The 12,146-nt window shown below is 57.2% G+C and carries 10 protein-coding genes; 3 read left to right on the top strand and 7 right to left on the bottom strand.

The window, feature by feature from the left end:
• Positions 1–39: 39 nt before the first annotated feature.
• The gene (locus tag QDI87_RS00410) at positions 40–309 is read right to left on the bottom strand and encodes an ACT domain-containing protein (protein WP_036375285.1); all 270 of its coding nucleotides are present in this window, start codon (positions 307–309) and stop codon (positions 40–42) included.
• Positions 310–805: 496 nt separating this feature from the next.
• Positions 806–1,405, bottom strand: a complete 600-nt coding sequence (locus QDI87_RS00405) for a hypothetical protein (protein ID WP_278741915.1) — start codon at positions 1,403–1,405, stop codon at positions 806–808.
• 305 nt (positions 1,406–1,710) lie between these two features.
• Between QDI87_RS00405 and QDI87_RS00400 the strand changes: the two genes are divergently transcribed.
• On the top strand, positions 1,711–3,132 hold the full coding sequence (locus QDI87_RS00400; protein WP_278741914.1) for an alanine/glycine:cation symporter family protein: 1,422 nt from the start codon (positions 1,711–1,713) through the stop codon (positions 3,130–3,132).
• A gap of 75 nt (positions 3,133–3,207) precedes the next feature.
• Here the strand turns inward: QDI87_RS00400 and QDI87_RS00395 are convergent, their stop codons facing one another.
• From QDI87_RS00395 to QDI87_RS00375, 5 genes are all read right to left on the bottom strand, one after another.
• Complete coding sequence (locus QDI87_RS00395; protein ID WP_278741913.1) at positions 3,208–4,869, bottom strand: nucleoside kinase; 1,662 nt, start codon at positions 4,867–4,869, stop codon at positions 3,208–3,210.
• Positions 4,870–4,989: 120 nt separating this feature from the next.
• Entirely contained in the window at positions 4,990–5,988 is a 999-nt protein-coding gene (locus QDI87_RS00390) for an inorganic phosphate transporter (RefSeq protein WP_036375275.1), read from the bottom strand.
• A complete protein-coding gene (locus tag QDI87_RS00385; protein ID WP_005839353.1) occupies positions 5,981–6,607 on the bottom strand; it encodes a DUF47 domain-containing protein in 627 nt (208 codons plus the stop codon). The genes QDI87_RS00390 and QDI87_RS00385 overlap by 8 nt, the downstream gene beginning before the upstream one ends.
• Before the next feature lie 205 nt (positions 6,608–6,812).
• Positions 6,813–8,057, bottom strand: a complete 1,245-nt coding sequence (locus QDI87_RS00380; protein ID WP_036375263.1) for an aminotransferase class I/II-fold pyridoxal phosphate-dependent enzyme — start codon at positions 8,055–8,057, stop codon at positions 6,813–6,815.
• Positions 8,058–8,247: 190 nt separating this feature from the next.
• On the bottom strand, positions 8,248–9,480 hold the full coding sequence (locus tag QDI87_RS00375; protein WP_055162465.1) for an aspartate kinase: 1,233 nt from the start codon (positions 9,478–9,480) through the stop codon (positions 8,248–8,250).
• A gap of 359 nt (positions 9,481–9,839) precedes the next feature.
• Here QDI87_RS00375 and uraA point away from each other — a divergent pair, with 359 nt between their 5' ends.
• Together uraA and QDI87_RS00365 are read left to right on the top strand one after the other, a co-directional pair.
• The gene (gene uraA / locus QDI87_RS00370) at positions 9,840–11,129 is read left to right on the top strand and encodes a uracil permease (protein WP_036375257.1); all 1,290 of its coding nucleotides are present in this window, start codon (positions 9,840–9,842) and stop codon (positions 11,127–11,129) included.
• A complete protein-coding gene (locus tag QDI87_RS00365) occupies positions 11,126–12,025 on the top strand; it encodes an RluA family pseudouridine synthase (RefSeq protein ID WP_036375254.1) in 900 nt (299 codons plus the stop codon). The genes uraA and QDI87_RS00365 overlap by 4 nt, the downstream gene beginning before the upstream one ends.
• The last annotated feature ends 121 nt before the right edge of the window (positions 12,026–12,146 follow it).

Genomic DNA, 12,146 nt, shown 5'->3' with positions numbered 1-12,146 from the left:
AAACGTCATAAAAAGCCAATCCGGAACAAGTGACGCCGCTCAGACATTGTGCATGACATTGAAGATGTCTTCATGCTGTGCCTTGATGTCGACATTGATCTCCTTGCCCTTCTCCTTGAGCGTCTTCTGCAGCTCTACGAGATTGATCTTGCTCGCGCTGATCTCCGCAATCATGACCATGTTGAAGAAACCATCCATGATATTCTGATTGATATTGAGGATGTTGACATTATTCTCGGCAAGGATCTGGCTGACCATCGCGATGATGCCGACGCGGTCCTTACCAACAACAGTTACTACGAGTTTCATTTACACATTCTCCTTACTGTTTACTGTCCAAAAGTATAACACCGTTTGTAACAGGTGGAACAATGTCCCCACACAAACTATTTCTTTCATTATAGCAAGGCTTGATGAAAAAACCAATAGATGTCGTGAAATTTCTCGACGCTTTGCACCTTGTGTATATAAATTGTATACAAAAAAGGCGAAGAACGCCGTGTTCTCCGTCTCATTTCGTACTATTCTTTCATATGCGCTTTATCTGGCAGAATCATGCATTCAAGCTGATGACTTTGCCCAGAGCCTCTACGTTTGCATAGGACTTGAATACGTGCTTGATAATCTTCTTCATGGAAAAACCTCCTATCTTTTCGCGGTTTCACCCGGGATTTGATGATACGACTACCATAACACAACACAAATTCCACGTCAATACAGTAAAAAGAAGAAGTTTTCTTAAAAAGTTTCTCTATTTTCGCGCATTTAAATCAATAAACCGCAGCACGCGCTGCGGCTCATCCGTTCAAGCCTTCTGCAGAACGAAGCTTATCCCATCTGCCGTGCTGACTTCGTAATCGGTCGAAGAAAGTATGCCCGCGACGAATCTGCTGCGCAATGCCTGGTAGACGGCGGGGCTGCCTTCGACTTCCGTCCAGTAGTGGCTGTGCACATCCGCCGTCTTATCCCAGCGGAACGTCTCGGCCGTCTGGTCGCGCATCATGTTGACGCCATCACACGGCATGCCGTCGACGAGGTGTGTCGTCAAATACTGGAAGAGCTCGCCCGCCCCAGCATCGGCCGGCGCAGCCTGCTCCCTGCCCACTTCGTACGCCAGCTCCTCGAGCACAGCGAGACGCTCCGGATGGCCGAACAAGAGCTCCGTGACGAGTGCCGCCAGGCGATGCTCGACATCCGCGATGCTCTTTGAGAGCCAGCCGTGGATATTCGAGACGTCGATGATCGCATCGAGCGGGCGGTCCTCGCGGCTGCAGTACACATCAAGCGCACTCGCCTCGGCCCAGCCCTCCGCAGCAGCGCGCTTGGCGATCTCTGCGATGAGCTGCTCCTGCAGCTGATTCTTCCCGTATACCATAAAGTGGATGGGGGCTAAAAACATGCTCATAAAAAGTCCTCCTGTATCTCAGTCATGCAACGGCGCATATACAACGGCCTGGCAATCGTTTGTTAAGATCTGTTATGTCAAGGTTTCATCCATGTAAAAAAAGGGGGAATGAATGCTATGCTTGATATTCTACCTGCAACATGTTTCCCCCGCCGTGACTTCTGTTACACTTTCGCTCTTTTTCTTGCTGATTCTCGTTCTTTCTTGACTCTCGTAGAAAATTTCTTTATAATAAGTATATATTTATGATATGGATTAGAATTTATTTTATTTATCTATCCATCAAGAAAAGTGAGGTATGATTTATGGATGCATTGAATGCGGTGGTCTCCGCCATCAACAACGTGCTGTGGTCCTACGTGCTCATCGTCGTGCTCGTCGGCTGCGGCATCTGGTTCACGCTCTCCACGCGGTTTGTACAGCTGCGCATGCTGCCAGAGATGATCCGGCTGCTGACGGAGGGCATCGGCCACAAGACGGAAGGCGATGCGATAAGCTCCTTCCAGGCCTTCTGCGTCAGCACGGCTTCGCGCGTCGGCGTCGGCAACATCGCAGGCGTCGCGATCGCCATCGTCACGGGCGGCCCCGGTGCCGTCTTCTGGATGTGGGCCATCGCCTTCCTCGGCTGTGCGACGGGCTTCGTCGAGAGTACGCTCGCCCAGATCTACAAGCTGCCGCGCGGCAACGGCAAGTTCCACGGCGGCCCGGCCTACTACATCAAGAATGCGCTGCGCCAGCCCGGCGTAGCCAAGCTCTTCGCCTTCCTGATCTCGGTGACGTTCGGTCTCATCTACGTATCCGTACAGGCCAACACGATTGCGCTGTCCGCCCAGACGGCCTTCGGCATCGCCCCGATCTATTCCGCTGCCTTCCTCTGCGCGCTGACGGCGCTCGTCATCTTCGGCGGCATGTCGCGCATCGCGAAGTTCACGGAATTCCTCGTGCCCATCATGGCTGGCATCTACCTCTTGACGGCCCTTGCCATCATCCTGCTCAACATCGATAAAGTCCCGGCGATGTTCGCCCTGATCCTCCACGATGCCTTCTCGCCGCAGGCGGCTGTCGGCGGCGGACTCGGCACAGCTGTCATCACCGGCGTCAAGCGCGGCCTGTTCTCCAACGAGGCCGGTGAAGGCTCCGTGCCGAATGCCGCAGCGACGGCCGATGTCCCCCACCCGATCAAGCAGGGCCTCGTCCAGGCGTTCGGCGTCTACGTTGACACCTGGATCGTCTGCTCTGCCACGGCCTTCATCGTTCTCCTGACAGGGCAGTACACGATCGGTGGCGAGCTCACCGGCATCGCGCTCGCCCAGGCATCGCTCGCGAGCATCTTCGGGCCACTGGCACCGGCAGCTGTCTCCATCCTCATTTTGCTGTTTGCCTTCAGTTCCATCGTCGGCAACTACTACTACGGAGAAATCAACATCGCCTTCTTTGAAGGCAATACCAGGAAATACCTGCTCGTCTTCCGCGCAGGTGTCGTGATCATGGTCTTCTTCGGTTGCCTGGCTGAGCTCTCCCTCGTCTGGAACCTCGCCGACCTCTTCATGGGCTTCCTGTGCCTAACCAACCTCTACGCCGTCATCCGCCTCTCCAAGTACGCGCGCATCGCCCTGTTCGACTATGTCAAGCAGAAGAAAGAGGGCCACGAGGAACCGGCCTTCGACCCCGCCATCCTCGGCGACGAGCACGGCATCCACGCCTGGGGCGTAGACAAGATCAAATAATCCCATCCCCCAACATCAAATATCAGATAACAAAAAGCTGCCCAGAACAATGGGCAGCTTTCTTGTCATTCACACCTAATCTTCTCCCTTGAAGAACACAGACTTGCCGATGAACTCGCGCAGGATGGAGTTATTCGGCACATCGTCCTCATCGGGCAAATCGAGGAAGTACTGGCAGAAGTCGAGCAGGCGCCTTGCCTTCGTGTACTCCGGCACATCCGGCGTCACGGCCTCGAGCATCGGCACGGCGTAGCGGCGCAGCGCTGCGAGCTCATAGATCATCGCGGAGTTGAACATGACGTCCGCCTCTTCCTGATACGGGAAGATGTACTTCTCCTCACCCTGGCGCACATCCGGCCACTGCTTGAGGGTCTTCAGCGCGCTCGCGCCGCGGAACTGGTAGTCGCGCACGAGGCGGCGGATGAGGCGCGCATCTGTCGTCGGAATGCGGTTATGGGCATCGATGTTGAGCTGCGTCAGCGCGCTGACGTAGATTTTGAACTTGTAGTCACGCGGGATGGCCGCCGTGAGCTTTTCGTTGAGGCCGTGAATGCCCTCGACGATGATGGGCTGGCTCTTCTCGAGTGTCAGCGGCTCCTGTCCCTCCCACTCGCGTTCACCCGTCTTGAAGTTGTAGCGCGGCAGCACGACGCTCTCCCCCTTGAGCAGTGCGAGCATGTCCTTGTTGAAGAGGTCGACATCAAGCGCCTCAAGGCATTCGTAGTCATAAGCCCCCGCTGGCGTTTTCGGCGTATCCTCGCGGTTGACGAAGTAATTGTCGAGCGAGATGGATACGGGTCGCAGCCCCATGACCTGCATCTGCACGCGCAGACGCTGCGCGAAGGACGTCTTGCCCGACGAGGAAGGCCCCGCGATGAGGATCAGGCGCAGCTTCCGGCAATGCTTGGCGATGTAGTCGGCAATCTCGGCGATGTGCTTCTCCTGCAGGGCCTCCGAGACGCGGATGACCTCGCTGATGCGGCCCGTGCGGATGGCCCGGTTGAGGTCTGTGACATAGCGGCAGCGCAGGATGTCGGCCCAGTTCTTCGCCTCGGTCAAGACCTCCGAGAGCTTTGGCTGCGGCATGGTTTTCGGCACGCTGCCGCGGCTCTTGAGGTCTGGCGTGCGCAGGAGGACGCCGGACTCAAAAATATCAAGCGCAAACTTGCCAAGATGGCCCGTCGAGCCGATCATCGCGCCGTAGAGGTAGTCGCAGTATCCGCCGCAGCGGTAGATGCTGACGTTCGGCAGCTTGAGCGAAGCGATGAGATTGGCCTTCTCGACCTGCTTCGTCTCCTTGAAGAGCTTGACCGCTTCGTCGCGGCTGAAGACCTCCTTGACGATGGGGCGGTTTTCCTGAACGATGACGCGCATCTCTCGCTCGATTGCCGTGACCATCTCCGGCGTCAGCGGCTTCCCCGGCACGCTGATCTCGCAGTAAAGGCCGTTGTTGGCGCGGAACATCGCCGCGACTTCCGCCTCTGGATAGAGCTCGTGCACGGCCATGATCAACAGGAACTCGACCGTACGCCGGTAGATGATCCAGCCCTCTTCGCTCTCGAGCTCGACAAATTCGACAGAACGCGACTTGCCCACCGGCGTCTGCAGGTCGTGCAGCGTGTTGTCGAGCTTGACGGCAACAATGCGGCTCGCGTATTCCTGCTGGTAATCCGCTGCGAGGTCGCGCGGCATGACTTCCGGCAGGATATTCCTCTCTTTCCGTATCGTGACAAACATGTCAATGCCCCCTTCTTGAACCCTTTCTGAAACAAAAACCGGAACATGTGTTACTCTTATTGTAGCACATGTTCCGGTTCAAATGTCAGTCCAAACATCGGGAACGTGGTTTCATATTTCTCATTTGAAGATCCAAAGTACGAACTGGTAGGCAACGGCGCCCATCACGGCCGTGCACGGGATCGTCAGCACCCAGGCCGTAACCATCTGCTGTGCGACGCCCCAGCGGACGGCATTGACGCGCTTGGCCGTGCCGACGCCCATGATGGAGCCCGAGACGACGTGCGTCGTCGAGACAGGCAGGTGCAAGAGCGTTGCCGAGAAGATGACCATCGATGAGTTGAGGTCAGCAGCGAAGCCCGAGATCGGCTCGAGCTTGAAGATCTTGCCGCCGATTGTCTTGATGATGCGCCAGCCGCCGACGGCCGTGCCGCAGGCCATCGCCGTCGCCGCGAGGACCTTGACGTACGTCGGGACCTCGAAGACGTCGATGTAGCCGCCCGAGAGCAGGGCCAGCGTGATGATACCCATCGACTTCTGCGCATCGTTCGAGCCGTGCGAGAAGGCCATCATCGCAGCCGAGAGGATCTGCATCTTCTTGAATTTGCCGTTGATGGCCGACGGGCTGAAGCGCCCGAAGATGCGGAAGAGCACGGTCATGACGAGACAGCCCGTCACGATGGCGATGATCGGCGAGGCGATCAGCGAGAGCACGATCTTGCCGATGCCGTAGAAGTTCAGGCCGTCCGAGCCGACGGAGACGAGCACCGCACCGATGACACCGCCGACGAGCGCATGCGACGAGCTCGACGGCACAGCGAACCACCAGGTAATGAGGTTCCAGACGACCGCGCCGATGAGCGCCGCGATGATCACGTGTTCGTCGACATGCTGGGCCGACTTGACGATGTCCGCGCCGATGGTCTTCGCGACGCCCGTGCTGTACATGGCACCGAGAAAGTTGAGGAACGCCGCCATGATGATGGCGTGGCTCGGATGGAGAGCTCGCGTGGAGACGGACGTTGCAATGGCATTGGCTGTATCGTGGAAGCCATTGATGAAGTCAAACAGCAGTGCGAGCCCGATGACTGTAAAGATCAAGAGCTGGAGTTCAGGCATACTTCATTACCACTCCTCGGAGCATATCTGCAATCTTCTCGCAGTGGTCGAGCGTGTTCTCGAGGTTCTCGAGGATGTCCTTCCACTTGATGAGCTCGATCGGATCTTTCTCTTTGTCGAAGAGGTAGGCGACTTCATGGCGATAGACGCGGTCACCCTCGCTCTCGAGGCGGCCAATCTTGTGGGTTGCCTCGAGGATCTGCGCCTGATTCTTGCGGATGTTCTTCAAGAGCGAGAACGCACGGATAATCTCCTCGGTGCTCTCGATAAGCAGCTTCGTCAGCGTGACCGCGCCGCTCATCGCCTTGCCCGTCCGGTACATCACGATGCGCTGCAAGGTCCCCTGCAGATTGTCCACACCATCATCGAGGCCATTGGCCAGCGCGTAGATATCCTCGCGGTCAATCGGCGTGATGAAGGTCAGATTCAGCTTATCGATGATCTTATCGTTTACGGCATCGGCTGCGTGCTCGAGGTCAACAACTTCCTTCACCTTGTCAGCGGCCTTGCTGTAATCCAGCATGACTTCGTCCATCATGAGTGCACCCTGGTAGAAATACTGGGCGCTTTCTACGAACAAGTCAAAGAACTCGCTGTCCTTCTGCTTGAACTTAAACATCTTCTTCTGCGTCCTCCTAGATCATGAACGAAAACGAACCTATTGCATTGTAGTGCAGTGTTAACAAACCTTAACAATTAAACTATAACATCAATCACGGCACACATCAATAAAAAAATTTCAGCGCATACAAAAAAGCGCGCGAAAAAAGGCCCGACATCCGCCGCAAAAAGCGGATGCGGGCCTTTCGGTCGTATCGGGAAAATTAGCCTTCGACGGCCTGCAGAGCCTTGAGGACCTTCGGAGCGATGCCCTTCATCTTCTCGGCCGAGACGGAGCAGGCGGCGATGCGGACGCCGAGCTTCAGCGGTACTGCGAAGATCAGGTCATCGTGCAACTTGTCGCAGACGGCCTGCGGGTCCTTCGCCGGCACGGCGAGGAAGAAGCCGCCCTTGTACGGAAGGGCATTGAGGCCGCATGCCTTCGCCTCTTCCATGAAGAGGTTGCCGCGATGCTGGATCATCTTGTAGTAATCATCGCGCTCTTTCTCGAACTGTGCGAGCGCGCTCTTGTCCTGCTGGATGCGGGCGAGCAGCGTCATCGCGCCACGGTTGATGTTCGACCACGTCGCGCGGCTCGTGTACTTGTTGACTTCCTTGAACTCCGTGATGACTTCCTGGCTCGAGGAGACGGCGACGAGTGCACCCGTGCGCTGGCCGTAAGCCGTGTAGCCCTTCGACATCGAGAAGGCGAACATGACGAGAATGTTGCTCGGCAGATTGCCGAACTTCTTCATGAAGCGGCGCGTCTCGTTCTTCTCGCCGGCGAAATCGATGTAGGCGATGTCGACGAGGATGCTCATCTTCTTGCCCTTAGCTGCATACTTCTTCGTGAGGTCGAGGACATTGTCCCAGTCCTCCTCCGTCAGGCTGAAGCCCGTCGGGTTATGGGCCGGCGTGTTGATGATCGTCAGCAGGCTGTCCTGCTTCGCCATGATCGCGTCGACCTTCGCCGTGAAGTCCTCGATGTTGAAATTGTTGTCCGCATCGAAGAGCTTGTAGTTCGTCAGATGCGAGCCGCACTCGTTGCAGATGACGTTGTAGGTGCCCCAGAACCAGTCGGCCGTCAAGACTTCATCGCCACGCTCCGCATAGTTAGCCACAGCGTGATGGATGGCACCCGTGCCGCCCGCCGTCGCGATGGCACCGAAGTAGCCCTCCGGCTTCTGGTCAGCAAACGTCAGGTCAATGACAGCGTCGAGGTACTCAGGAAGCCCCGGGATTGGCGCATAGCGCGCGTAATCCTCGATGGACAGCGAGCGGAAGACGCGCTCCATCGTCGGGATGCTCGCGAACTTGCCGTCCTCGTCCATCATGACGCCCATCGTCGCATTCGTGACCTTGTCGGCGCCATACTTCTCTGCTGCCTCGCGGCATGCTGCGCTCGCACCAAAAATCGCATCCTTCAATCTCTTGCTCGCTGCATGCGAAGCCGCCATACTCGTCATCATAAAATAACTTCCTTCCATACAAACCAATATCCATATAATGAGTATATCATAAACGTTTTCCACCCATATGTCCATATACCGAAAAAACGTATACAATATTTCTCAGCATCTCGATTCCCCCGCGCATCGGAAGATCTCAGCGCGCGGTCAACAAGAAAGAGCCACCCCCGAAAGAGCGGCTCCCTCATGTTTATGCCTTAGCCGGGAAGAACTCGTCGTGGATTGCATTGACTGCATCCTTGAGCTGCGAGCCCTTGACGAGGCAGGAAATGCTGATCTCCGACGTGCTGATGATATCGATGTTGATCTGGGCCTTCGACAGAGCGCCGAACATGCGCGCTGCGATGCCCGGGTTGCCGAGCATGCCGGCGCCGACAATCGAGACTTTCGCGACATCCTCCTCGATGAGGACGGCGATGGCGTTGAGCTTATCGGCAACCTTGTCGACGACCTTCTTGGCCTGCGCCAGGTCATCCGTCGCCACCGTGAAGACCATGTCCGTGACATTCTTCTCGATGTTGCGGATGCTCTGCACGATCATGTCGACATCGATGTTGGCCTCAGCGAGAGCCGAGAAAATCTCATGGGCGATGCCCGGCGTGTTCGGGATGCCCAGGACGGCAATCTTTGCTACCTTCTCATCGTGTGCGACACCGCGGATCACAAAATCCTTATCTTCCATTGTATAATCCTCCCTAATGATCGTGCCCGGTTTGTTCGTGAACGTCGAACGAACGTGAATCGGGATGTTGAAATACTTGCCCATCTCGACGGAACGCGGCTGCATGACGCCGGCGCCGAGGCGCGCCATCTCGAGCATCTCGTAATACGTGATCTCCTTCATCTTGCGCGCATTCTTGACGATGCGAGGGTCAGCCGAGTAGACGCCGTCGACGTCCGTGTAGATCTCGCAGCTGTCGGCCTTGAGTGCACCGGCCAGTGCGACAGCCGACGTGTCCGAGCCACCGCGGCCGAGCGTCACGAGATCGCCGATCTCGTCCGAGCCCTGGAAACCAGCGACGACGACGATGTTGCCCTTGTCGAGTTCCTCATGGACGCGCTTCGGCTGGATGTCCTTGATGCGGCCCTTCGTGTGCACAGAGTCCGTGCGCATGCCCGCCATCGGCCCCGTCAGGGAAATGGCCGGCTGGCCGAGCGACTTGAAGGCCATCGCGAGCAGCGCGATGGAAACCTGCTCACCCGTCGTCAGCAGCATGTCCATCTCTCGCGCGTACTGGTACGGGTCCTTCGTGATGCCATTGGCCAGGGTGATGAGATCATCCGTCGTGTCGCCCATCGCAGATACGACCATGACAATCTGGTCGCCCGGCTGCTTCTCGCTGAGCACTCTCTTCGCTACATTCATGATTTTCTCTGTGGTAGCGACCGAGCTGCCACCGAATTTCTTTACAATAAGCGCCATGTTTCTCCCCCTAAACATCTGCCGGCACATCCGCCATAAACGGACAGCGCAGGCGTTTTGTTTGTTAAAGTGTTTAATCGAGACATATTATACAAGAATTTCAGCGGCCTGTCTACCGTCTTTCACGATTTTTGCGTAAAAATGTTTTCTAGGGAAGCACATATGAAAGTCATCATGTTACATTCTCAGCAAAAAACAGAAGATATTATCCTGTAAATGATAAGATTTTCCGCTTTTTCAAGGGAAAACAAGAAAAGTGGACAGCTGTCCCATCCTATGATAAATTGGATACGGAATGAATTGATCCATAAGACTAGACGCGCAAGAGCAGTCATAGTAATCGAAAGGAGTGTCTCATCTTGCAAAAACGTCCCATTGGTGTCGAAGAGAAGCTGCCGCTTCTCGAGACGATCCCACTCTCGCTGCAGCATCTCTTCGCGATGTTCGGCTCCACCGTGCTCGTACCGATCCTCTTCAAGATCAACCCGGCCACGGTCCTCCTGTTCAACGGCATCGGCACGATCCTCTACCTCGTGCTCTGCAAGGGGAAGATCCCGGCCTACCTCGGCTCGAGCTTTGCCTTCCTCTCGCCTGTCTTCCTCGTGCTCGCGCAGTACAGCTATGAGGCAGCCCTCGGCGGCTTCATCTGCGTCGGCATCGTCTTCTGCCTCGTCGGCCTGCTCGTGCGCGCCGTCGGCACGGGCTGGATCGATGTGATCTTCCCGCCCGCCTCGATGGGTGCCATCGTCGCCGTCATCGGCCTCGAGCTCATGCCGACAGCCGCGGGCATGGCCGGCCTCACGGGCGACAAGGCGGACAGCACGGCGATGTTCGTCTCGCTCGCGACGCTGGCCATCACCATCTTCGCCTCCGTCGCCTTCAAGGGCTTCCTCTCCATCATCCCGATCCTCATCGGCGTCGTCAGTGGCTACATCATCGCGGCCATCTGCGGCATCGTCGACTGGACGCTTGTCGAGAGCGCGCCTTGGTTCGCCCTGCCGACGTTCTACACGCCGAAGTTCGACCTCGGCGCCATCCTCATCATCCTGCCCGCCTCGCTCGTCGTCATCGTCGAGCACATCGGCCACCTGATCGTCACGGGCAACATCGTCGGCCACGACCTCACGAAGGATCCCGGTCTCGACCGCTCCATCTTCGGCAACGGCCTCTCGACCATCATCTCGGGCTTCTTCGGCTCGACGCCGAACACGACGTACGGCGAGAACATCGGCGTCCTCGCCATCACGAAGGTCTTCTCGACCTGGGTCATTGGCGGCGCGGCCGTCTTCGCCATCCTGCTCTCGTGCCTCGGCAAGCTCGCTGCGCTCATCCAGAGCATCCCGACGCCTGTCATGGGCGGCGTCTCCATGCTGCTCTTCGGCGTCATCGCCGCCTCGGGCATCCGCATCCTCGTCGAGGCCAAGGTCGACTACAACAACCCGATGAACCTCCTCTTGACGTCCATCGTCATGGGCATCGGCGTCTCGACGGCCAGCCTGACGATCGGCACCGTGAGCTTCAAGGGCATGTCGCTCGCCACGGTCGTCGCCATCATCCTCTCCCTCGCCTTCCGGCTCATCGCCATCGCACGCGGCGACAAGGCGCCGCTCACCGGCCAGGCCTCTTCGAAGGACACGACAAAAGAATGACGCAGATCCGCGTCGAACTGCCAGAAGCCTTGACGAGAATGCCCGTCAAGGCTTTTCTGACGCAGAAAGAAGGCATATCCTCCACCCAGTGGAAGCGCATCAAGCACTCCGGCACCTTCCGTGTGAATGGCATCCTCTGCAATGCCGCCCGCACCGAAGTCAGGTCGGGCGATATCATAACGTTTGACATCGTGCGGCCGTCGGACATCGAGCCAGAAGACCTGCCGCTCGACATCCGCTACGAGGACGACTACCTGATGGTCGTCAACAAGCCGGCGGGGCAGCTCGTTCACCCGACGACAAAAGAGGCGCATGGCACGCTCGGCAACGCTGTATTATATTGGTACAGAGCGCACGGCGAGCACCACGCCTACCATCCCGTGCACCGGCTCGACCGCAACACATCCGGCCTCGTCCTCATCGCCAAGGTCCCGCAGGTTCAGTACAAGCTGACGCCGCGCCGCGGCGAAGGCAAGCTCTTCCACCGCGAGTACCTCGCATTGATTGAGGGCGAGCTCACACCGCCTGAGGGGCTCATCGACGCGCCGATTGCCCGCGCGCTGCCGAGCATCATCCTGCGCAAAGTCTCGCCCGACGGACAGGCCGCCCGCACGCATTACGACACCGTGCAGACAGACGGGCATCTCTCGCTCGTCCACCTCATGCTTGACACGGGCCGCACGCATCAGATCCGCGTCCACCTCGCGCACCTCGGCCATCCGCTCCTCGGCGACGACCTCTACGGCGGCAGCCTCACGCGCATAAAGAGGCAGGCCTTGCACGCCGCGCGGCTCCACTTCCGCCATCCACTGACAAACGAGATGATCGATGTCCGCTCCCCCCTGCCGTCCGATATGGAACAGATTGTCTCGGATTTCCATCATCCGAAACGATAATTCCTATTATTTACGCGCGAATGACGATATTTTCATAAAAATTGACTTTCGCCTATACACCAAGGGCCTGTTCTATGCTATAATGAAGTCAGTTCGTATAAGTGAACATGATTTCATTAGG

Origin of the sequence: Mitsuokella jalaludinii, from assembly GCF_928722185.1 — a bacterium.
Classification (GTDB): Bacteria; Bacillota; Negativicutes; order Selenomonadales; family Selenomonadaceae; genus Mitsuokella; species Mitsuokella jalaludinii.
The sequence above is the reverse complement of the archived record's forward strand: the minus strand, read 5'-3'. Positions and strand labels throughout refer to the sequence as shown.

Coding starts and splice junctions, on each gene's coding strand:
- QDI87_RS00375 (WP_055162465.1), bottom strand. CDS start 9,480: ATGGCGCTTATTGTAAAGAAATTCGGTGGCAGCTCGGTCGCTACCACA.
- QDI87_RS00390 (WP_036375275.1), bottom strand. CDS start 5,988: ATGCCTGAACTCCAGCTCTTGATCTTTACAGTCATCGGGCTCGCACTG.
- QDI87_RS00385 (WP_005839353.1), bottom strand. CDS start 6,607: ATGTTTAAGTTCAAGCAGAAGGACAGCGAGTTCTTTGACTTGTTCGTA.
- QDI87_RS00365 (WP_036375254.1), top strand. CDS start 11,126: ATGACGCAGATCCGCGTCGAACTGCCAGAAGCCTTGACGAGAATGCCC.
- QDI87_RS00400 (WP_278741914.1), top strand. CDS start 1,711: ATGGATGCATTGAATGCGGTGGTCTCCGCCATCAACAACGTGCTGTGG.
- QDI87_RS00395 (WP_278741913.1), bottom strand. CDS start 4,869: ATGTTTGTCACGATACGGAAAGAGAGGAATATCCTGCCGGAAGTCATG.
- QDI87_RS00380 (WP_036375263.1), bottom strand. CDS start 8,057: ATGATGACGAGTATGGCGGCTTCGCATGCAGCGAGCAAGAGATTGAAG.
- QDI87_RS00410 (WP_036375285.1), bottom strand. CDS start 309: ATGAAACTCGTAGTAACTGTTGTTGGTAAGGACCGCGTCGGCATCATC.
- QDI87_RS00405 (WP_278741915.1), bottom strand. CDS start 1,405: ATGAGCATGTTTTTAGCCCCCATCCACTTTATGGTATACGGGAAGAAT.